Genomic DNA, 22,866 nt, shown 5'->3' with positions numbered 1-22,866 from the left:
TTTTTTTGAATCCTTAAACAGTGTAACCGTCATAGCCATTAACGAAACTGCAAATAGCGCCATTGCCACAAAGGCGAGATAGTGATAGCTTCCGGGGACGCCACTGATGATACTCTTAAGTGAAACCCAATCACCAATCATTTTTCCGGTTAGTATATAAATAACACAGGCAAATTTGGGACTTAGAACAAAAACACGAACCATTTCAATCAGCACACAAAAAATAAACGGGATAACCCCAATGAGTCGAGCCCCCCATGTTTTATACTTTTGCCAGGTAAAGATCCCAGCTAAACCCACGATGATCAGCATGATGAAATTTTGATCAATCGTGATAATATAGGATACAGCCGATAAGGTCAGTTTCTGAAACAAACCAAAAGAAGCATATTCAGGAAAACGAGCTGCCGTTTCTGATAGGTCACGAACAGCATTACCAGGGCAAAGAATAATGAAAATAAAATTACCGATTAAAAAAATCGTGATGAAAACTGTATAAATAGAAGTATTTTTTTTATATATAAAGAAAACGCAGAACAGAAAATAAACTGAAACCAGAATCGCGGCCATGATTTCCATGTTCATTCCAAAAACAGTGGCAACAAGATATACCGGATACTCATACCACTTTATTACTTCATTGAAATATATTTTCTTGAGGGGATATAAGGCCACCAAGCTGAGCGTCAGCGCCCATAAATAATGAACGCTGGTTACAATCCAGCCGGCAGTTGTTAACATGGAAACAATGGGTACTGATGCTAAAAGTATCACAATAATCCAATTCATTTTGCGTTTGTTTTCATAAACAAAGAGTTTGGAAATCATGACAGCCAATAAAAGATAAATGGAAATATCGAAAATAGAAAATAACAAGAATGAATTTCCGGCAAAAAATGCAGCAACCGGCATGATAATAATACGGGAGCTCCAGCCGTAATAGGCTTGTGAGATAAATGTTAACACCGGTTCCTTGTAGAACACATTTCCATAAGTAAAATCATCTCCAGATGGACTTATAAAAAAGTGCAGTAGCAATATGAAAAAAGTGAACACCATCATTGGAAAATAATCCCACTGTATCATTTGATTTATTTTTGTTTTTATCGTATTCAAAGCTTCATCTCCATTCTATGGTTCTAGAATTATATTTGTAACACCATAATAATCTGCCAGCGCTCGATTGACCCAATGATTGGGATCCATTTGAACATCCTTCAGCCCATACATCCCATTGTGGCTGGATAATGGCACAATCGCAGGCACTTGAATGACTGAATTCTCTTTATTTTCCTGTATCAATGCCACCCGTGCTTCATACTGCCTGTTTACCGTAATTGCATCAACTCCCACATATCCCAATGACATCACATAATAAAGGATAACCAAAAATGCTGGGACTACGAACAAGCGCCGCAGCTCCTTTGGCCTGATTTTCAGATGATCCAATCCATAAACGATCGAAATGATCATAAATGCCACCAGGCCAAACATCGCTCGTGGCGGAAATTTAGGTGGTGCCAGCATCACGATCATTGAAGCCGCGGCGGAAAAAAGAAATATTCCGGAAACCACCATTCCAGTTTTTCCTCTTTCTCTGAACAACAGCACCAACACAATGCCTGCAACAATCAGCAGCGGCATCAGCGCGTATAGATTATATGCAAAATAGGCAAACCTCGTAATAATGGGATTCGATCCAACCATTGTTGTCACTTCTGCAACGGCTGATTCATTGTCCACCCGCAATCCATTTCCCGGTGCAAAAATCATACATAAAAAGCCGCAAACCGAAAACAAGATTCCGGTGTATGCAAAAAAGGGTATTCTGATCTTTCGTTTATAGTACAACAGACAGAACAAAAGCATCATCAGAATCATGCCACCGGCTGTATTTTCATTCGTGATCCCGCTCAGAAAAAACAGTGGACTCATAATGACCGCAAACCAGAAGCTTTTCAAACAGTTTGTCTGTTTTTCTTCATAAAAACGAAAAGGCAGAATTGCCAGTAGTATCAGGGTTCCGCACCACAGATAATTACATGACCCAGTCAGCCACACAATTGTCTGTCCAAACATTGGCACAAAAAACCAGACAAGAATTGTCACAATCAGCAGCATGCCTGGTTTTATTTTTCGACCAACTGCATTAAAATAGAGTGCCAGAACAAAAATGATATAGCAGAGACTATTTGCAATGTTAAAAACATCTTTGCCCCAAAACATGAAGAGTTGAGTCAGTGTTTCGGCAATGACCCTGCCACCCCAGCTCATATAGTATGATATCTGAGAAATGACGATATCAGCGAGACTCAGAACCGGTGTCGACGTACCAAAAATAAATGTGTAGACATAGTCGTCTGCAATAAGCGGGGTATTGAAGTTGAGAAATAACATGTATGAAAAGGTGAAGATGAGTATGCTCCCAAACATCATCCAATTGGTTCTGGGCGTGATCTGTCTATCGGCCATTTTAAAAAATCGATTTTTTTTCATCTGTTATCAAAGCCATCCATTCTTAATTCATTTATTTTGCGCAAACAGTTCTTTATTAAAATAGTCTAATTTTTGATTGCTGCTACAAATTGTTTATCGCAACTTTGATTTCAATTATTATATATCACTTCATAAATAAATATTGTACCTGCATCATTCTGACTTTGTTTGATAAAGGAAATATTTTGATTGCTAAATTTCTCTAATGGATTATAAGAAACAATATATTTCACATCAAGTTTTTCTAAATCATTTATGCTCAGTATGATTTTTATATGATCTGTACCAATCAGCTCAAACTTAGTTTCCTCCAAGTCATTAAACTCTATTTCAATATGTGCAAAACGATTATATATTGCGTAATCATCTGTATTGTTGCTTATCTGCGCCCACAATCTATTGTTTGGATAGTAATGGACACTGTTGAGTACTTTTCCGCCTTGAGCAAGTATATAATCAGGCAATGTTATCGAATCATACCCTATCCATAGACCTTCCGGATCTTCTTCAACCACTGCCTGTATTGATTTAGCAAGTGCCGTTTCATAAATCGGCGCGAGCCCTACATTAATTGGATTGACAAAGAATCCCGGAATGACTGAAATAAAACAAACACAAATCAAAACTGGATATTTTTTCCCCGCAATGAAAAAATAATTCGCCATTAAGAAAATCATTATTGTCATTCCTGTTCCAATTATTCCTAAATAGCTGATTGCTTTGTCAAAATAAAGCGCCAACAGAAAATAACAACCTAAAAATGAAAGAAAAGCGATGATTCCTTTTTTACTGAAGCCCTGACTCTCGTTCAACTGACTAATGACAATGCAACTAATATAGACACCCAGTAATCCTGCCCCCATTAATGACATTTGAGGGGTGACCATATACAACAATGTATATTTTGCAAAAAATTCTGGAAAGGGTAGTAGTATCCATAATGCAAACATAATATAAAATGCTATAAATATCTTCAAATAGTTATTGTCAATGTACTTTTTTTCTTTCCATCTTTTCAGAATAATGACTAGCGATGCCGGAATAAAGGTCACGTAAGCACTGGCAATGCAATTATTCAACAATGTTTCCGGTGGAACATCAACGTGAGGGATTAACCAGTTGTACAAATATCTGGATAAATCAAATATGCTCATTCCGCCGCCTGTTATCATTCTGCTACCGGGATATGAAGTTGACATCATAATGGTTATATCAGAAATTGACGGAATAATCGTAACTGCTACGACTACTATTACGAAAATAATCGATAGGCTAATGAAGGCAATATCTAACTTTCTGATCTTCTTGTAATTTTTACATACTAAATAACTGAACAATCCTAAAAAAACATATCCTAATACAATTTGAAAAGCGGGATATAAATCTAAAATAAAGTTCAGTCCAAAAACAATAACCATGGCCAGCAGCAATATCTTTTGATAAACCCGACTAACCCTAAAATAATAAAAAACCGCTACAAACAACGCTTGAAAGGCAATGACTATTTCAATAACTGAAGTATCGTACCACCAGGCTATCGTTGGTGAAAAAGCTATCCAAAACGCACCAATAAAGGCCACGTATCGACTTTCCTTCGTAATTATATACAAAAACTCATATGAAAACAAAAGCAATAATAATAATTTTAAAACCCAATGCCAGGCATAACCTTGTTCAATGGACAAGAAAAAGTATCCCCAATTATAAGGATTACCAATTGTAGAAATATGGTTTATTGGCGTTTTGGTACTCATAAACAGCATATTTTGGCCATCAACTCGAATGTCCTCATTCTCTGTTGGAAAGCCCTCGTTATACTGAGATAAAACCCACGGTGTTTCCACCAGCCACTCATCAGATCGAATTGGTCTTTCCTGTCCAAATATGACAGAGTGAGATTCCTCATGAGTGGTTGTCTCCCAAAATGCCAGAGATGAAAAATTGATTCCTAATACGACCAATATGACAAATACAATCGCTGCTATTCGATATCGATAGTCAATAAAAAAGTCGAATAGAATTTTTGTTGATACAAAACAACTCTTTCCCTGTTGATTCATTTTTATAAAATACAGTGTCAAAATCAAAATCATAAACACACACACTGCAAAAAAACTAAATGCTATTTGGTTTCCAATAACAACAATGTTCTGAAACTCATTTTTCCAATAATATATTAAACCGCACAGCAAGATCGCAATCAGAAATCCCAATACGCAGAAGAGTATTTTATTTTCTATATCTCTACTCAATATTTTTGCTTTTTTATTCATCCTTATATTTTTCTCTTTCATTATTTATATTACTAATCAAGGTGATTTTAATACTTTTTTGTTTTATAATTCCAGGCAGTCTCAATTATTTTTTCAACACGTGTATAGTGGGGTTTCCATCCCAATTCTTTCTTCGCCTTATCACTCGATGCAATTGAAACTGCGATATCACCTTCCCGTCGTGGTGATATTTTCACTGGAACATCTCTTTTTGTTACCTTACGAGATGCTTCAATCATCTCTTTAACAGAAAAGCCCTGTCCGTTCCCAAGATTATAAATTCCACTTAAATTTCTATTAAGTTGCATGATTCCTAAAATATGCGCATCTACCAAATCCACGACATGAATGAAATCCCGGACGCCAGTGCCATCCGCCGTTTCGTAATCATCTCCGTATATTTCTATATACGGTCTCTTTCCCGCCGCTACTTCCAGTATAATTGGTATCAGAGCAGTATTCTTTACCACATTCTGCCCAATTGGATATTTTTCATGTGCTCCTGCAACATTGAAGTATCTAAAAATACAGTAATTCATCCCATATGCCTGTCTGCAACTCTCCAAAATGTTCTCAACCATCGCTTTGGTCATACCGTATGGACTAATGGGTGAAATTGCATCCATCTCCTCCACCGGTATTTTTTCTGTATTTCCGTATACAGCCGCCGTTGAAGAAAATATAATTTTCTTTACTTCGTTTTCAATCATCACTTCTAATAAAGAAATCGTTCCTGACACATTATTGTTGAAATATTTTAAAGGATCTTTTTCGCTCTCGGCAACCACAATATCTGCCGCAAACTGCATAACAACATCAATTTTTTCTTTTTTAAGAACCTCATTTAAAGACTTTTTATCACGAATATCACATTGATAAAATACTGCCCGCTCATCAACCGCATGTCTGAAACCTTTAGATAAATTGTCCACCACAACGACATCGTAACCTTGATCTAACAACTGGACGACTGCATGACTACCTATATAACCTGCCCCGCCTGAAACCATTACTTTCATAACATACTCCCAATTTTTCTATAAAATATTAATTCAATTAAACTTTATTTTCTCGACAATGCTATATTATTTATATTAAACTTTCATGCTATAATGTATGCCAATGAAACACTCGTTCCCCCTAGCAGATATTCCTTTTGTGTCATAATTGCTCTTGGCACTACCCCAATATAATTTACCTGTTTTAAAATCATTACTAACAGAAAAATGGGGACATACGCTAACTTACTTACTGTTATTAAAACAAAGTAACTTGTTATCATTGCTGTATCGATTATTGTCAGCGTCTTTTTTTTAATATCCATTCTATAATTAAAGCAAAACAAAAAAGCTTAAACCATTAATTACAACAACCGCTGAATAGGCAAGGTGCAAATATATAACCAATAGCCAAGCTTGGTTGATATACCATTCATATTATCAGTTTTTTCTGTATCATTATAAGTTATCTCAATATTAACATTTTGATTAAAAGAGTTTATATCAAACTCCAATTTGTTAACATACTGATGAATATCATCTAACTGAATATAGGCTCCATTATCAAGGATTTTGTAATTTCCATCATCCATAACCATAAGATCCTCTGTGGTGATGGATAAAATTTCCACACTTTGGTTTCCTCCGGTAAAAAAATTTATATTAAATACAAAAATATCTATTACAAGCGATACGATCAGTATCATAATTCCTATTATGATTGATTTTATAAGATATTCGACTTTTCGCTCTTATGATAAAAATGAAAGATGATCCTTGCAATCGGTGCCGGCCAGAATTTTTTCAGCATCATCAGATCTTCCGCCGCTCTTTTCTTGTTTTCAATCGTATTGGAGGTTTCACTTTCTTCATGGATGCGATGATACATCAGGGGTTCCTGAATATAAACGAATCGTCCCCTGCATTTTGAAATTTTCTCCCATGCTGCCCAGTCCAAACTCGTAGTCAACTGCGTATCAAACGCGAAATTTCCAAGCAAATTTTTATTGTAAGTCACTGCTGGACAACAGATCGGATTGCCGAGGGAAAGTATTCTTCTCCGCATAAATCGATTTCGGTTCAGATGTTTCAATGGCGACAGCATCAATTCTTTGATCCTGATATTGACGTTTGGATCTGCTATCTGACTATTTCTGATTTCACGATAATTGGAAAAGGCAATCAGGCAGTCTTCATATCTGTCCAGTTCGGTCAGAACCTTCTCTCGATAGTTCTTTTTATATACATCATCCTGATGAACCAGGGTAACATATTTTGAATCGGCACATGCGTAACCGGCATTCCAATCGATTCCAATGCCGCTGATTTCATGCGTTCTGATCGCAATCCGATATTTTTCTGCAATGCCTTCGATGTGAGCATTGGGTGTTGACGTCGATATGATAATATTTTTTCTCTCTGTCTGTTCAAGCAATGAAAGAATGCACTCTTCTAGAAACCGCGATTTTCCATAGGCGCAAACGATAAAAATATGATCATTCATCTTTTTTATTCTCGATTCTGTGATTTTCCAATACTCTGACTCTTTTTTCCAATAGTGCGACAGCTTGTATGAGTTGTCTGTTTTTTTCATTTAAATGAGAAACAATCGCAGTTAATGACAAAACAATCAGCAGTACAAACATGCCTTCCAAAACAAATACACTATTTACAACATCAACAATACCTACGAATGAAGTAAACGTGATGATAATTTCCGGAAAAATCGATACAAGCAACATCGACACTGCCGAAAATATCCATATCAATGAATACCTGAGATTCAGCTCTCTTTTTTTAAGAAAATGTATGATTATTCCCAAATAAATCAGAATGCTAACAATTAAAAAAAATCTTAAACTTATATTCATAGTTTCCGCTCTCTCACATTTTTAAAAGATCCAATTCGGTAAATAAATATAGCCAGTGAAACCTTTGCCATATAATAAATAGATTTAAACGCGTTTATTGATGATTCACCACCTTGACGTTCATGCATAATAACAGGCACCTCGCAAACCCGGTAGCCATTTAAAACTGCTGCAATTATTGCCTCGGGTTCTGGATAATCCTGAGCATATTCAAGAGAAAAATGTTTCGTTAGTTCTTTTGAGCTAGCTCTGAATCCACTGGTCGTATCATTTATTTTTACTCCGCAGCAAATCTTTATCAACCATTTTAAAAATCTTATACCCGTTCGTCTCATCACTGAAGATTGGAATCCATCATTGGTTATAAATCTTGAACCAATTACCAAATCAAAACCATCCTCTATAATTGGTTTTATAAGACGATCAATGCCTTCAGGATCATGTTGTCCATCTCCATCCATTTGAATAGCAATATCATAATCATTTTCAACTGCATACCGATAGCCGGTCTGAACTCCCCCACCGATTCCAAGATTAACAGGTAGATTGATATAATTAAAGCTATTATTTTTACATATTTTCACCGTATTGTCTGTCGAACAGTCATTAATAATAATATAGTCTACCTCAGATTGAGTAATTTTCAGTTTATTCACCACTTCTTCAATTGAATCTTCCTCATTATATGCCGGGATAATCACCAATATTTTCATTTTTTCTCCAGTCATCATATCTATACGGTTTTAACATTCATCAGAACCACTCCACCCAAAACCAGAGCGATTCCCAGCCATTGAAACGTCCCGATTTTCTCACCCAGGATAAAAATCGAAGCTGCAATGATCAGTACTTGCGATAAACCAGTTGCCATGGGTGCAATGTAACTCAAATTGTATTTCTGCACAATCACAATCCACATTAGAAAGCTGATGATATACAGAAACAATCCCAATAACGTGGTATACGATAATGATAAATTAAAGAAGCTGCTGTTCAATGCAAAGGCATTATTATTCGCTCCAAATTTTACCAGTGTCAACCCACTAACTGTGCAGACCAAATAACATAAAAATAATATAATCATAAAATCCTTTCTCTCATGGATAATCAGTACCCACTCTCAAACACTGCTTTGAATGTCATAAAAAACACTTTTATATCAAACCACAATGTCCATTTTTCAATATATTCGATGTCGCACTCAATTCGTTTATGAATCGAAGTGTCCCCGCGCCAGCCGCTGACCTGAGCCCAGCCGGTGATTCCCGGGCGGACATGATGCTTGATCATATATTTCGGAATCTCATTTTGAAACTGGGTCACATAATGCGGTCTTTCCGGCCTTGGCCCAACAATGCTCATATCACCTTTTAAAACGTTAAAAAACTGGGGCAGCTCATCAATGCTTGTTTTCCTGATAAAAGCACCGAATTTTGTTTTTCTGGGATCATTCTCGGTGGTCCATCCCACATCACCCGATGCAACAGATGCCTCACACCGCATCGACCGGAACTTATAAATCCAGAATTCTTTGCGCCCCATGCCAACCCGGATCTGTTTATAAATAACCGGACCGGGTGAAGTCATTTTCACAAGAATCGCTGTCACAAGCATGATCGGCGAAACCAGAATCAGAATAACCAGGGAAAGTATGATATCCGCAATTCGCTTGATCCACTTGTTAGAAGGCTGATCAAGCGGAATATACCGTGTATTGATCAGCGGTATCCCATCCAGTTCATCAAAATAGGCTTTTCTTCCCTGAATCAGATGGAAATAATCCGGGATAATCTGAGTTTTTATGCCCTGATACTCACAAATATCAATCACTTCATCGATTCGCTTATAACTGGTATTGGGCAGGGCGATGATCACTTCATCGACCTGAAACTCTTCCAGGATTTCATTCATTTCATGCGTCGTACCCAGGATGGGAATGCCATTTTTTTCGATTTTGTGATAATAGTCATCCACATAACCGGTGATTTTATACCCCAGTTGCCGATCGCCGGTTATTTTCGATGCGAAAGTCTGGCCGATACTTCCCGCTCCAACGATGATGACGTATTTGATGTTAAAGCCTCGTTCCCGAGCCATGCGTAGTATTTTTCTGATTGAACCGCGTTCTATCATCATGACGATCGTCGACGTTGCAAAGAAAATTCCCAACATATAGCGGGAAAAATGGATGTTCTTTCCGGTAAACAGTACCGCCATCAGAATGGTAATGCCAATGATATTGGCAACAATTATTTCGCGGCACTCTTTATAGAAAGGCTGTTTTCGATATGGCTTATAGAGTCCAAAAGCAGTAAAAAGAATCAGATAAAGCGGTATGATAATGCCAAGCAAGTCCACATATGCCCGGAGATCCATGGTCCGGACCCCATCATCAAAAAATGGTGACACAAATCGAATGTACCATGCAAACAACAGGGAAGCAGTAACAACGGAGACATCAAACAATACCAGTATAAAATTAAAAAAGCGCTGATTACTTTTAATCATTTGTATTTTTCCTCGTCTGTCTTTATTTTCTGTGTTTGTTTTTGTGCAAAGCCATTTTTTTCATCAGGGATGTTCCCGTCATCACGCACCAACGCGTCAATTTGCTGTACTTGTTCTGGTAATGTTTACTGTAGAAAATACCCATGGAATCATAAAAAGCTTCAATCACCTTGGGGTTTCTCTTGCCAATGCCGCTGGCTTTTTTATGATGAAAAATCCGGACTTCCGGGTAATACATGATCTGATAGCCCGCATTTTTTATCCGATAGCACCAGTCCACATCTTCCCCATACATAAAATAATCCTCATCCAGCATACCAACCTCATCGATCACTTTTCTGGGCACCATCATAAATGCGCCCATAATACAATCGATGGAACAGGTTTTATTTTCATCTGCGTAAGTGAGGTTATAAGCGCCGAGACGTGTATTATCCGGAAAAGCGGTATCCAAATTCAGGCTGTGATAAAGACCGTTTGCAGGTGTCGGAAAACTCCGTTTGCAGGCCGCATCAAGCTTTCCTGAAGGCAACAGTATTTTACAGCCTAACGCCCCGATGTGTTTGTGATCTTTAATGAATTCCAGCGCGCCCTTAAGTGTATTAAACTCAACAATCGTATCGGAATTCAATAGCAGGATGTAATCCCCTTTTGCTGTTTTAATGCCCAGATTATTGGCCTTTGAAAACCCCTGGTTTTCACGGTTCCTGATAATTTCAACCTGCGGGAAGGCCTTTTCGATTGCTTCAATGCTGCCATCTTCAGAAGCATTATCGACAACAATGATTTCGTAGTTCAATCCTTTTGTATTGCTTTTGACGATCGAATCAATACAATTTGATGTCAATTCCTGTGTTTTATAATTAACAATAATAATTGATAAATCCATTTTCAGCCTTTCCTATGCGTTTTTTCATCTAAAAGACATTATATTATACCATGCGTATTTTGAATATGGAAGAAAAGAAATGAAATTGCGCCCTATCGCACTAATTTATTGAAAACATGTCGAAAGAGATTATGAATCAGCAGAATCTCAATCAGTATATAGTGGCCCAGATTTTTTGATTGGACCGGTACTTTTTTCATCTGCCGGCAGTTTTTTAAGCCCTCTTTAATCCCTGCCGAGTAGTCCTTGCCGTAACCTCGTTTCCAAAAAAGCAGGTATTTGATGAAAAAACCAAGCAGCAAAAAAGGACTGTTGATCAGAAGCTGGAACGTCGGCATATTTTTATAAGCCACATAAATATTATTTCTTGCTGAAATTTTCACTTTAAAAGGACTGTATTTTTGCCCGTCAGCCGTGGTGGCGCTGCCAATATGATAACAGACCGCCTGTGGTTCATAATGATTCTGATACCCATAAATCAGTCCCCGGTAGGAAATATCCACATCTTCTAGATAGGCAAAAAATGTTTCATCGAACAAGCCGATCTCATCCAGTACCGAGCGACGGTAAATGCCGGCACCGGCACAGGTGCTGAAAACTGAAGTCCGTTTTTTATATGCCTCAACCGGTTTTCCATCGCCCCGCTTGTACGCCCAGCCGAAAATATTATAAAAATCCCCTGTATCATCCAGTTTATTCCGCTCGTAATAGCGCACCATTTTTGAGCTGACAGAAAACACATTGGGATTTTCGTCGATGTGTCGGTACAGGTATTTGACAAAATCGCGGTCGACCACTACATCATTGTTCAAAAGCAGACAATAGGTCCCGCTGCTCGCCTTGATACCCTGATTGACCGATTTATCAAAGCCTGAATTGACCGGATTTATCTCCAGCTTTACTTCTTGATATCTTTTAATAATATTGACGCTGTCATCGCTGGAGCAGTCATCCACCACGATGATTTCCATCTGACCAAATTCATAAAAACTTTGGTCGAGAATACTCTCCAGGCAATTGGCAATATATTTTTCCCCATTGAAATTTGGAATAATAACCGAAACATCACTTTTCATATAAACTTCCTTGCACCATGATATTAAATTCGTTCTATTATAACACAGGATCTCATTTTCGCTAAATAAAAAAGAGACTATTATCAGTCTCTCTTTATTGCTATTTCTTTTAGTTGATATTATTGTAGGGATTATGGAAATCAATCCATATTTCCGGATCAACGCAGGCATCGTCAGCATTGGCAATGGCGCCAAAATGAAGATGGGATCCATAGGCATTATCGATGTAATTCCTGTTGGCATCGTATCCCGATCCACCAACTGATCCAATCTTTGTTCCTGTTCCGACCGCTTGGCCGACACTGACATTTATTTCCTGAAGATGACCATAAAAGAAAGAAACACTCTCTCCGTAGCGGTCAGTCGTGCGAATTCTGACATATCTTCCGTATCCCATAAAATAGCCTGCTCGTTCAACGATTCCGTTGCCGACTGAATAGCAGCTGGCGTAGCGATCCGCCGGTATATCGACGCCTTCATGAATATCTCCCCACCGCGCACCAAACCAATCGGTGGGATCATCGGGATTGGGCTGATACTGTGTATCTAAAGGATAGGCGAAGTAGCCATAAACCGTTACCGTGTTTTGTTTGATCGTTCGGAAAGACTGTGCTGCCATCACCGAATTACCGTTGCCATCAACCAGATAAGCATGGGTAATAAAAGTATCGACAATTTGATTGTATTTTTTTAAATCCACCGTTGTTTCCCAGGTATGATTTCCAATATAAGTTGTCGGTTCCCAGCGGATATCATCCTGTCCGTTTGCCTGGCTCCAGGTTGGCAACATGACTCCGGAGACGCCATTTTCATTGCTGACATTTTTTATCCTCATTTTAAACACATTATTTAAGACGGCGTTGTCATACTCAAAGGTCGGCGTCGTTTGCTCCAGCGTGAATGAATTGCTCGAAAATGCAATGTTTTCATTGCCATTGCCACGCAGGTAAGCATGGATCTGATACGGGCCTGTTTCAAAGCCATGATTTTCGATATCCACCACTGCACTGTACTCGCCGTTGCCTCCCAATGTCCCCTGAAGCCACTGGATATCATCCTGCCCGTTTCTTGTCGTCCAGACCGGAAAAAGCACATCGCCGATGCCGGATTTGCCGCTGCAATTCGTTGTGCTGACGACAAACTTTGAGACATCAGGATCCGGCTGGATCTCCAATTCCAGCGGTTCTGCCGCAAAAGGATTGTCGATGATCATTTCCGTTTTGGCGATATATTGCAACTGTTGATTCCCTTTAACCACATAGGCATGAGTTTCAAAGGTATCATAACTGCTCCGGTAATTTCTGAGATTGATCGTTGCTTCCCAGGTGTCGTTTCCCACATAGGTCCCGCTTTCCCAGCGGATATCATCCTGTCCATTGGCTTGGCTCCAGGTCGGAAATAAAACACCGCTGACCCCTTCTGAACTGCTGACACCGGTAACTGCCACTTTGTAGCTGTCATTGCTCACTTCACCGGCACTGATGTTTGGCGTTGAGGCCGCGACGGTATAGGTATCAACCGCTGTTTTGATCACATCTCCCCGCAAACCGTAAATGTAGGTATGGACATTATACGTTCCGGTTTCAAAGTGATGATCCTTAGTGTCGATGGTCACACTGTATTCTCCATCGCTTCCCAGGGTTCCCTGATACCACACGATCTCATCCTGTCCATTTCTTTCTGTCCATGTTGGAAACAGCACGCTGCCAATCCCGTTTTTTTCCGCACAGCCAAGCGTACTGACCGTGAATTGCGTTGTACTATCCGGATTCTGGATGATATTGACAGCAACATCACCAAGCGGATTTTCGATGGTTTTCTCGGCAATTCCTGAAAACGTCATTTTTCCTGATTTATCAATCACATAGGCGTGACTGATAAAAGTATCAAATGTCTGTTGATAGTCTTTTAAATGAATCGTTACTTCCCACGTGTCATTTCCCACATAGGTTCCGCTTTCCCATCGGATATCATCCTGTCCATTGGTTTGGCTCCAGGTCGGAAACATAACCCCGCTGATTCCATCCGGATTTCCGACCCCGGTAATACTCACAATATAGCTGCTATTGACCGCTTCACCGGCACTGACGCTGACGGCATTGTTTTCCTGAGCCTCAATATACTCGGGCAAACATCCCGAAATCAAAACAAAGGCCAAACACAAAATAATCCCTTTCATTCCGAACTTCTCACGTATCATTTGCATTATTCCCTCTTCTCCCACAATTCGATTATTTACTATATATTTATCGACCGATTCAGCATAATTATTAGCATCCACTCGAAACGTCATAAAAAAAAACAGGATTGATTTTCATCAATCCTGTTTTTTTATCTAGAACTTATTCATGATCGCTTTGACTTTTCCGGCATAGGTCTTATCCGCAGCCCACGTTCCTGCCAGTTCTTCAACCGACAACGCTCTTAGTCTTAACGAATTATTCCACCTTGGATCAACTTTTGTCTGATTTAAAGGCTGATCACTGGCATAACACTTCAAATGCTGGACATGACCTCTAATTCCGGTCTGAAGCCCAGCGCTGGAATTGCCGTAGGTTGTTGAAAAATCGTAACCTGGCACGCCGCCAGTTGCCCCTAATCCGGCAAAATTAAACTGACTGACCTTGACATCGCCGCCAAATTGAAGATTGCCGGTTTCAAGCATTGCCTGGGCAAAAGCTACCTCCGCCCGAACGCCTTCAACCGCGCACTCCTGGATATACATATTGACAAAAGTATCCAGATTCACACCAATATTTCCATATATCTGCGGGAATGTACATCCGGTAGCCTTGTAATAGGCAATCAGATCGGCCGCCGTCACGGTCGTTGCTCCCATAATGGGTGTTTCCACATATCTGACACTCACCGATGTATTGCCAAGAAATACATTTCGGCCATCCGCTTCCACCCCATAAACATGGACGGAATAATTTCCGCTGTCTCCATTATGATCTTTTGCATTGATCGTTGCCTGGTAATTGCCATCGCTTTGTTTGATTGCAGTATACCAGACGATATCATCTTGTCCACCGTTGTCACTCCATGTTGGTACCAGCATATTCTGAATGCCATTTGGCGCAGTAATGCCATCGATATTGACGGTAATGATATTATCCGCAAACGTCGCCGTGATATCATTTGCCGTCATGGGTGAAGTAACTACCGAAACACTTGTATTCCCCAAAAACGTCGTTACATTTGATGCATCAGTTCCATAGGTGTGAATCAAGTAGCTGCCGCTATCATAGTTATGATCTTTGATATCAATAGTCACTTGATAGCTGCCATCACTTTGTTTAACTGCTGTGTACCATTTCAGATCGTCCTGTCCATTAACATCACTCCAAACTGGCACGCTAATGGTTTTAATTCCGTTTGGTGCAGTGATGCCCTGAATTGTTGCTATAATCTGACTTCCACTTACACTGGCTTTCACACTGCCGGCCGTCATTTTCTCAACCACAATACTGGCCGTTTTCATTTCTTTCAGTATTGTAAAATTCCCGGAATCATCCACGCCATAGCAATGAATATTATATACGCCGGCATCATTGTTATGGTCTTTGATCTCAATGGTCAGGCTATAGCTTCCGTCGCTTTGTTTAGTTGCTGTGTACCATTTGATATCATCCTGTCCGTTAACCTCGCTCCATGTGGGTACATAAACAGTCTGAATGCCATTCGGCGCCGCAATCCCGCTGATACTTACATTAATCTGATTGCCGGATACCGTATTGGTAACACTGCTGGCACTCATCGCCTGGACACTGCCGCTGACACTGACCGTTTTTTCTCCCAATAATGTATATTTTCCGTTACTATCGACACCATAACAGTGAACATGATAGATTCCACTATTATAATTATGATCTTTGACGTCGATACTCAGGCTGTAGCTTCCATCACTTTGTTTGGTTGCTGTATACCATTTGATATCATCCTGTCCACCGGTTTCACTCCATATCGGTAGATAAATCGTCTGCAAACCATTCGGTGCCACAATGCCGTTTACCTTTACGTTAATCTTGTCACCAGTCGCGCTGGCAGTAAGATTTCCTGTTATGAATTTCACCGTTACATCCGCTGTTGTTGCTCCCAGCATTGTCATCTTCCCAAAGTAATCTGCTGCATAGCAATGGATGTTGTAGGTGCCAGTATCATTGTGATGTTCTGCAATATCAAAAGTAACTTTATAACTGCCGTCGCTCTGTTTGATGCCCTCATGCCATGTGATATCATCCTGCCCGTTATTGTCGCTCCATACCGGGAAATAAAGGGTGCTTACCGCATTCGGTGCATTGATACCGGTGACCATAGCCGTAACCTTGGTATCGGAAACTGTAGCTTTGACACTGTCTGCCGTAAGAACGACATTTTCCGTTCCAAACAACTGATTGACGCCGGCCGCTATCTGATTAGCCATTTTCTGCTGATTATTGCCATCTGCCAGTGCCAGAGACTCGGCATCATTGGATACAAAACCGCCTTCAATCAAAACCGAAGGCATACTGGTCTTTCTGGTGAAAGCATCATCCCGTTCAACAATCCTGTTTCGGCTGGGAACATAATCCAAATTACTGAAATAAGCATTTAGAATATTAGCAAATTCCTTTGATTTTAAAGCAATTACCGAAGGCGTCGAATCCAATGTTGCCGTCGAGCCATCCCCCCATAACCCAGTTTCCTCATAGAGGCCGTCGTTGTCAACCGCCGGGTGATAACTGCTCCAGTAGAACTCATAACCGCTGGCCGATGAACCACCGGAATTATGATGAATACTGATCAGCAGATCCGCGCCCAGTTTATTGGCCGCATTGGCGACCTGCGTTGAATTGTTGGTTGTCGTCGCCTGTAAAGTCGGCAAGCCCATCGTATTTTCTGGAATCTGATGACTTAACATGGCATTGTAACCACTGTTTCGCAAAGTTGCCACCACCTTGACTGCCAGTGCATTGTTCAGACCCACTTCAGTAATACCGGTATCACCGTTTGCCGCTCCAGAATCCGTTCCTTCTTCATGTCCGGGATTAATGACGATTGTTTTTCCTGCCGCATCGGCTGATGGAGTATAATATGAGAAAAAAGTCAGAAATAGAAGCAATAACATTACCCCCAAACTCACTAACCGATTTCTTTTTTTTGCGCTTTCCAAAATAATCCTCCTTTCCACTTTATTTATAATTTCGAATATAAAAATCTTCAATTATACTTGTCACGATAATATCACGAAACCGCAGTTGCGTCAATTTTTTTGTTACATCTGTTACGTTTATTTGTGGCTCTTTCCATCGTCTGTTTCATCAAAACCCAAATCTGATTCTTTTCCTTTTACATACCCTACAATATCAACGCAAATCGCGTAATTTCCATCGACTCTGGTCAGATTTGTGTTGTAATAGGGATCATTTTTTATAAAATTCAACCAGTGCTTTTTCATGTAGTTGATTTCCGTATTGAAGCGTTTATATTTCTGATAGGTATCTTCCGCTCCTCTCGATTTCGATTCATAATGGTACAATTCAACATCATGCAGCCATACATTAAACTTGCCTTTTGCATAGAGTTTCAGGCAAAAATCAACATCATTAAATGCTACCGTCAATTTTTCCTCAAATCCGCCAACGTCATCAAAATCTTTGCGTTTCACCATCAGGCAGGCTGCCGTGACAGCGGAATAATTATTGTTGATTACCAGTTTTCCAAAATAACCATAATCGCCACGGGGATACCCACAATGCCCATGGCCGGCAACCCCACCCATGCCGAGCAGAACACCGGCATGCTGAATGGTATTGTCCGGATAGTAAAGTTTCGCCCCAACGGCGCCAATCCGTTCCTGCTGGGCAACGCTCATCATCCGTTTAATCCATCCCTGGGTGATGACTTTAATGTCATTATTCAAAAACAGCAGATATTCACCATTTGATTCCCGAACAGCCAGATTATTGATCTGCGAAAAATTGAATGGCATATCCAGCCGAACCACTTTAAACTGTTCCTTATATTTTTTCGTATAAACTTCAAATAACTTGAGCGTTTCTTCTTTTTCACTGCCATTATCGGCAATGATGATTTCAAATTTTTCGTCTTCCGCTTTTTCGAAAATCGAATCCACGCATTCCTTTAAATCTGCTGCATTGTCCCGGGTTGGGATGATAATCGATACCAGTCCGTCATTGACGATTTCGTACGCCACATTATAGACGCCCGGAAAAGCGCCGTGAGAAACAGATCCTTTAATGCCTCTTCTATCCAATGCATCTTCCAGTGATTTTTTCCCGGCTTCAAAGGCATAACCTTTGGAATCCGGATTAACCGCTGTTGAATTGCTGATCATGCGCCAGTGATACAAAACTTTTTGGATGTGATAAATGTGCTTCGTTTTTTCGGTAAAGCGAAGCACCAGATCATAATCCTGAGCACCTTCATAGCCTTTTCTGAAGCCACCGATTTCATCGATGATCGTTTTTCGATAGACACCCAAATGACAGATATAGTTTGTTGCCAGTAATATATCCGGCGCCCAGTCCGTTTTAAAGAAAGGCTGGCTCCGTTTGTTGTCTTCGCTTAGTTTATCTTCATCACTGTAAATAAGATCAGCTTGCGGATGTTCATTTAACAGTTTGACCACTTCATACAGGGCGAAATCCGCCAAAGTGTCATCATTATCAAGCAGGGCTACAAATTCACCGGTTGCAATTTCCAGTGCTGAGTTGGAAGATTCTGAAATATGTCCATTTTCTTTTCGATACACGACCTTGATTCGGGAATCCTGTTTTTCATAGGCTGCCAGTAACGGCTTGATATGTTCATCCGTTGAACAATCGTCGGCGATGCACAATTCCCAGTTTTGATAATACTGACTCAAAACGGAATCGATACAGGCGCTCAGCCACTTTTCCTCAACATTATAAACCGGCATAACGATCGATATTTTAGGTGAATAGCTGAATTTACTTATCTCTTCCAGCACTTTCTTGGTATCGTAATCTTCATGGACCTCAATCCAGAAATCATAATTCTCCTGATTTTTGTATTTCAGTTCAAACTTGATTTTTCGAATCGTGTTCTTTAATCCGTTCCGGTTAAAATAACCAACGGTTCGTGTGACCGCATTGGCAGCTCTGACGGCATTAAAAAGATTTGGCTTTTTGAGATAATCGTAATCTTTTTTTAAATTTAATTTAACGATCCTTGATATCCGGTTGTCCTTAAGTTTCAGTCTTAACTTTTCACCATAGGTGTTTTCATCGAATTCAATAATAAAACCAACTTTTGCATCGTCCGGCAGAAAATACTTATTATTCACATCAATTCTAAAATCCCGTTTAAAATTAACGCCTTCCGATTCACGACCGACGATATACAAATCAACCGGTTCTTTGGTTTTCGTATTAAAAGCCCACCCCTGAACACTCGCGCATCGACTTTCTTCATCTTTCACGATTTTATCGATAAAATATTTTATCTCTTCCTGTTCAACAACTGATTTTTTCGCCATTTTTCAAACCCTTCTTATCATTTCTCATTAATTTTCCAATGGTGTTCCATATGTACCAAACCTTCAGTAAAATAATCGGCTGAAACGGTCAATACAAAGGCTCCCGTTCTGTAATCAAGATTCACAATGCTCTTATTGGCAAAAAGGCCGATATCGACTTCATATTTACCTCCCAGTAGAGGCAATTTCGGTACCACATAACTGACATGATGGATGCCCTTTGTTTTGGGAATGTCAATACCATCCAGGTAGGTATTGGGACCAAAAATATACTGTCGGTCAAGCGTATAGAAGGCCACCCCCAGTAACGGTTCACTGGCAAGATCGTCATACAATTCATACTCGATATCGACTGCAAAATCATCAAACGTATTAAGTAATTCGTTGGTGCAGCTCACTGATTTTATTTTCCCCAGATTCGCTTCAAACTCACCTGGATTCACAGGCGAACTTCCATTTTCGCGTTTTTTCTGCTCCATCGATTCTTTCAGCATTTCACTTTCGTACATATCGATGACGTGATTCACGTCCCCAACCATACGCATTTCGCCTTTGTCAATCCAGACGCCTTTGGTGCAAAACCGTTTTATTTGTTCAAGCGTGTGCGAAACAAATAAAACCGTTTTGCCGGATGCCTTGAATTCTTCCATTTTATTGATGCATTTAATCTGGAACTTGGCATCCCCGACCGCCAGCACTTCATCGACAATCAGAATCTCCGGATCGACATTAATCGCGGTCGCAAATGCCAATCGCGCAAACATCCCACTGGAATAAGTCTTGACCGGCTGATAAATATACTCTCCGATCTGAGCAAAATTGATGATATCATCCAATTTTTCATCCATCTCTTTTTCACTGTAACCCATAATGAGACCATTCGAATATATGTTTTCAATTCCCGTATACTCCGGATTAAAACCCGTTCCCAATTCAAGCAGCGCTGAAACTTTTCCATCGACATAAACATCGCCTTCACTTTGAGTTAAAACGCCCGAAATTATTTTTAAAAGTGTCGATTTTCCCGATCCATTCTTACCAATAATGCCAACGGATTCCCCTTTAAGGATTTCCAGATTGATGTTTTTGAGAGCATAGAATTTATGATGATATTCTTTTTTTCTGACCAGACTCATCGATTCCTTCAAGCGATCCATCGGACGCTGATACAAACGATATATCTTTGTAACATTTTCGATTTTTACTGCAACTTCTGACATCTTTTCCTCCAATGATACTGCTCACTTTTTCTATAAAACATCAGAAAAATGTGGTCTTAATTTCCGATACACTGCAATTCCAACGAGTAGCAGCACCAATGTGAATACCCAAAAATAGGCCGTCATTGCCGGATGCTGCCAAAACCACCCTTGTCCGAAAAAGGACTCCCGATATCCCTGAACGATATAGTAGAGCGGGTTCAATTTCAGAATCGTCAATAATTGATCAGGAAAACTCGGAAACATGCTTACATCCCAGAGAAAGGGTGTTCCCCAAAACAGAACCTGCATCCCGACATTGATGAACTGCAGGATATCCGTAAAAAACGGCTGCAAGGAAGCTGTTATCCAGGTCAATCCGGTTAAAAAAACAATCAGACAGAACAGATAATAAACAATCTGAAGCATATATGGTGTGATGGAATAACCATACAGCACGACCATCACCAATGCAAAAACAATGAAGAAAACATGCGTATACAGTGATGATATTATTTTTACCGTCGGTAATATTTTTATGTTGAACGTCACTTTTTTGACCAGGTAATTATATTCCCGAAAACAGTTGGTTCCGTTGACCAGACCTTCCGAAAAGAAAAAAAACACAATAATTCCGGTTATCAGGTATACAACAAACGGAATATTACCAGCTGGTGCGGATTTCAACCCATATGAAAAGACAAACCAGTACACACCAATGGTGACAGTCGGCTGAATAAACGCCCAGATAATGCCCAGAAAAGATCCGGCATATCGGGATTTAAAATCATTTTTTGAAAATTTTTGAATCAGTTTCCGATTTGCATACAAATCCTTGAAATAATCCAATAAATCTTTAATCAAATACAAATTGACACCTCATATTAACTCTCAATTGAAAAAGCACAATAAATGTGCTTTTATTCTAAATTATTTCACTTTTTTTGAATACATATTTTCATAGTATTCTTTATACCCACCGGATTTCACCCGTTCCAGCCATTCCTGGTTATTTAAATACCATTCAATGGTTTCAACGATACCTTCTTCAAAGGTATAGGATGGTTTCCAGCCCAGCTTTGTCGTAATTTTCGTGTTGTCGATGGCGTATCGTCGGTCATGTCCCAAGCGGTCTTCCACATAGGTGATGAGATCCTTGCTGATTTTTGAGCCGTCATTATCGATATCATATTTTCCGGTTCGCAGCTTTTCGCCCACATTTTCAATAATAAGATTGACAATCTCGATATTGGCTTTTTCATTGTTGCCGCCGATATTATAGACTTCGCCTGCCACACCTTTTTCCAGGATGGTATCAATGCCGCTGCAATGATCCTTCACATGAAGCCAGTCTCTGATCTGCATGCCGTCGCCGTAAACCGGCAGGCTTTTCAATGCGATGACATTCGAAATCATCAGGGGGATCAGTTTTTCCGGAAAATGGTAAGGACCATAATTGTTTGAGCAGCGGCTGATCGTTACCGGCAGTTTGAAAGTCTGACCGTAAGACCGGACAACCAGATCCGCGCTGGCCTTGGATGCTGAATAAGGACTGTTGGGCGCAATCGGTGTAGTTTCCGTGAACATTCCCGTTTTTCCCAGCGCCCCGTATACCTCGTCGGTAGAAACCTGATGGTAGCGGACGCCTTCCCGATAGGTTGGATAGCCATTTTCATCTTTTCCTGTCTGCCAGTGATTTTTGGCTTCATCCAGAAGCACCAGCGTTCCCATAACATTGGTCTGGACAAATATTTCCGGATCCTCAATGCTTCGGTCCACATGCGATTCAGCGGCAAAATTGACCACCGTGTCAAAATCATATTTTTCAAAAAGATCCTGAACAAAGGGGCGATCAGCAATATCTCCTTTGGCAAAGACATAATTCTTATTCTCTTCAATATCCGATAAATTTTCAAGATTCCCGGCATAAGTCAGGACATCCAAATTCACTATTTTATAATCCGGGTGCTGATTCAGCATGTATTTTACAAAGTTAGAACCAATAAATCCGGCACCACCGGTGACTAATACTGTTTTCATCGTTACTCCATT

18 protein-coding genes are annotated in these 22,866 nt (G+C 39.9%); all 18 read right to left on the bottom strand.

The window, feature by feature from the left end; translation table 11 throughout:
- Window positions 1-1,059: DUF6056 family protein (locus GH808_RS08590; RefSeq protein ID WP_243166160.1), on the bottom strand; the 1,059-nt coding region annotated here is incomplete at its 3' end.
- Between the two features lie 72 nt (window positions 1,060-1,131).
- Window positions 1,132-2,496 (bottom strand): DUF3329 domain-containing protein, encoded by a 1,365-nt coding sequence (locus tag GH808_RS08585; protein WP_186842370.1) that lies wholly within the window; start codon window positions 2,494-2,496, stop codon window positions 1,132-1,134.
- A gap of 110 nt (window positions 2,497-2,606) precedes the next feature.
- Window positions 2,607-4,769, bottom strand: coding sequence for a DUF7657 domain-containing protein (locus GH808_RS08580; protein ID WP_186842369.1), 2,163 nt, complete (start codon window positions 4,767-4,769; stop codon window positions 2,607-2,609).
- 47 nt (window positions 4,770-4,816) lie between these two features.
- Entirely contained in the window at window positions 4,817-5,788 is a 972-nt protein-coding gene (gene galE / locus GH808_RS08575) for a UDP-glucose 4-epimerase GalE (RefSeq protein ID WP_186842368.1), read from the bottom strand.
- Between the two features lie 344 nt (window positions 5,789-6,132).
- The gene (locus GH808_RS08570) at window positions 6,133-6,399 is read right to left on the bottom strand and encodes a hypothetical protein (protein WP_186842367.1); all 267 of its coding nucleotides are present in this window, start codon (window positions 6,397-6,399) and stop codon (window positions 6,133-6,135) included.
- Between the two features lie 95 nt (window positions 6,400-6,494).
- Entirely contained in the window at window positions 6,495-7,271 is a 777-nt protein-coding gene (locus GH808_RS08565; RefSeq protein WP_186842366.1) for a glycosyltransferase, read from the bottom strand.
- Window positions 7,264-7,638, bottom strand: coding sequence for a DUF2304 domain-containing protein (locus GH808_RS08560; RefSeq protein WP_186842365.1), 375 nt, complete (start codon window positions 7,636-7,638; stop codon window positions 7,264-7,266). The genes GH808_RS08565 and GH808_RS08560 overlap by 8 nt, the downstream gene beginning before the upstream one ends.
- Complete coding sequence (locus tag GH808_RS08555) at window positions 7,635-8,351, bottom strand: glycosyltransferase family 2 protein (RefSeq protein ID WP_186842364.1); 717 nt, start codon at window positions 8,349-8,351, stop codon at window positions 7,635-7,637. The genes GH808_RS08560 and GH808_RS08555 overlap by 4 nt, the downstream gene beginning before the upstream one ends.
- A 20-nt stretch (window positions 8,352-8,371) precedes the next feature.
- Window positions 8,372-8,722 carry an EamA family transporter gene (locus GH808_RS08550; protein WP_186842363.1) on the bottom strand — a complete coding sequence of 117 codons (351 nt, stop codon included), beginning with the start codon at window positions 8,720-8,722 and terminating at the stop codon, window positions 8,372-8,374.
- Between the two features lie 23 nt (window positions 8,723-8,745).
- Complete coding sequence (locus GH808_RS08545) at window positions 8,746-10,146, bottom strand: undecaprenyl-phosphate glucose phosphotransferase (RefSeq protein WP_186842362.1); 1,401 nt, start codon at window positions 10,144-10,146, stop codon at window positions 8,746-8,748.
- 22 nt (window positions 10,147-10,168) lie between these two features.
- Entirely contained in the window at window positions 10,169-11,035 is an 867-nt protein-coding gene (locus GH808_RS08540) for a glycosyltransferase family 2 protein (protein WP_186842361.1), read from the bottom strand.
- A 92-nt stretch (window positions 11,036-11,127) separates the two neighbouring features.
- Window positions 11,128-12,111 (bottom strand): glycosyltransferase family 2 protein, encoded by a 984-nt coding sequence (locus GH808_RS08535; RefSeq protein WP_186842360.1) that lies wholly within the window; start codon window positions 12,109-12,111, stop codon window positions 11,128-11,130.
- 109 nt (window positions 12,112-12,220) lie between these two features.
- Window positions 12,221-14,317, bottom strand: coding sequence for a GBS Bsp-like repeat-containing protein (locus tag GH808_RS08530; protein WP_186842359.1), 2,097 nt, complete (start codon window positions 14,315-14,317; stop codon window positions 12,221-12,223).
- A gap of 129 nt (window positions 14,318-14,446) precedes the next feature.
- Window positions 14,447-17,266, bottom strand: coding sequence for a GBS Bsp-like repeat-containing protein (locus tag GH808_RS08525; protein WP_186842358.1), 2,820 nt, complete (start codon window positions 17,264-17,266; stop codon window positions 14,447-14,449).
- 117 nt (window positions 17,267-17,383) lie between these two features.
- Window positions 17,384-19,615, bottom strand: a complete 2,232-nt coding sequence (locus GH808_RS08520; protein ID WP_186842357.1) for a glycosyltransferase family 2 protein — start codon at window positions 19,613-19,615, stop codon at window positions 17,384-17,386.
- Between the two features lie 17 nt (window positions 19,616-19,632).
- Entirely contained in the window at window positions 19,633-20,835 is a 1,203-nt protein-coding gene (locus GH808_RS08515) for an ABC transporter ATP-binding protein (RefSeq protein WP_186842356.1), read from the bottom strand.
- Window positions 20,836-20,865: 30 nt separating this feature from the next.
- Complete coding sequence (locus tag GH808_RS08510) at window positions 20,866-21,684, bottom strand: ABC transporter permease (RefSeq protein ID WP_243166158.1); 819 nt, start codon at window positions 21,682-21,684, stop codon at window positions 20,866-20,868.
- Window positions 21,685-21,744: 60 nt separating this feature from the next.
- On the bottom strand, window positions 21,745-22,854 hold the full coding sequence (rfbB, locus tag GH808_RS08505) for a dTDP-glucose 4,6-dehydratase (RefSeq protein ID WP_186842355.1): 1,110 nt from the start codon (window positions 22,852-22,854) through the stop codon (window positions 21,745-21,747).
- Between the last annotated feature and the right edge of the window lie 12 nt (window positions 22,855-22,866).

The sequence above is a fragment of the Acetobacterium fimetarium genome, assembly GCF_014284475.1.
Lineage (GTDB): Bacteria > Bacillota > Clostridia > Eubacteriales > Eubacteriaceae > Acetobacterium > Acetobacterium fimetarium.
This window is presented reverse-complemented; position numbering and strand designations above follow the sequence as displayed.

What these genes read in the sequence shown, in the direction of transcription:
- GH808_RS08560 (WP_186842365.1), bottom strand. Translation starts at nt 7,638, where the DNA reads ATGAATATAAGTTTAAGATTTTTTTTAATTGTTAGCATTCTGATTTAT.
- GH808_RS08530 (WP_186842359.1), bottom strand. Translation starts at nt 14,317, where the DNA reads ATGCAAATGATACGTGAGAAGTTCGGAATGAAAGGGATTATTTTGTGT.
- GH808_RS08515 (WP_186842356.1), bottom strand. Translation starts at nt 20,835, where the DNA reads ATGTCAGAAGTTGCAGTAAAAATCGAAAATGTTACAAAGATATATCGT.
- GH808_RS08580 (WP_186842369.1), bottom strand. Translation starts at nt 4,769, where the DNA reads ATGAATAAAAAAGCAAAAATATTGAGTAGAGATATAGAAAATAAAATA.
- GH808_RS08545 (WP_186842362.1), bottom strand. Translation starts at nt 10,146, where the DNA reads ATGATTAAAAGTAATCAGCGCTTTTTTAATTTTATACTGGTATTGTTT.
- GH808_RS08520 (WP_186842357.1), bottom strand. Translation starts at nt 19,615, where the DNA reads ATGGCGAAAAAATCAGTTGTTGAACAGGAAGAGATAAAATATTTTATC.
- GH808_RS08555 (WP_186842364.1), bottom strand. Translation starts at nt 8,351, where the DNA reads ATGAAAATATTGGTGATTATCCCGGCATATAATGAGGAAGATTCAATT.
- GH808_RS08535 (WP_186842360.1), bottom strand. Translation starts at nt 12,111, where the DNA reads ATGAAAAGTGATGTTTCGGTTATTATTCCAAATTTCAATGGGGAAAAA.
- GH808_RS08550 (WP_186842363.1), bottom strand. Translation starts at nt 8,722, where the DNA reads ATGATTATATTATTTTTATGTTATTTGGTCTGCACAGTTAGTGGGTTG.
- GH808_RS08540 (WP_186842361.1), bottom strand. Translation starts at nt 11,035, where the DNA reads ATGGATTTATCAATTATTATTGTTAATTATAAAACACAGGAATTGACA.
- rfbB (WP_186842355.1), bottom strand. Translation starts at nt 22,854, where the DNA reads ATGAAAACAGTATTAGTCACCGGTGGTGCCGGATTTATTGGTTCTAAC.
- galE (WP_186842368.1), bottom strand. Translation starts at nt 5,788, where the DNA reads ATGAAAGTAATGGTTTCAGGCGGGGCAGGTTATATAGGTAGTCATGCA.
- GH808_RS08565 (WP_186842366.1), bottom strand. Translation starts at nt 7,271, where the DNA reads ATGAATGATCATATTTTTATCGTTTGCGCCTATGGAAAATCGCGGTTT.
- GH808_RS08585 (WP_186842370.1), bottom strand. Translation starts at nt 2,496, where the DNA reads ATGAAAAAAAATCGATTTTTTAAAATGGCCGATAGACAGATCACGCCC.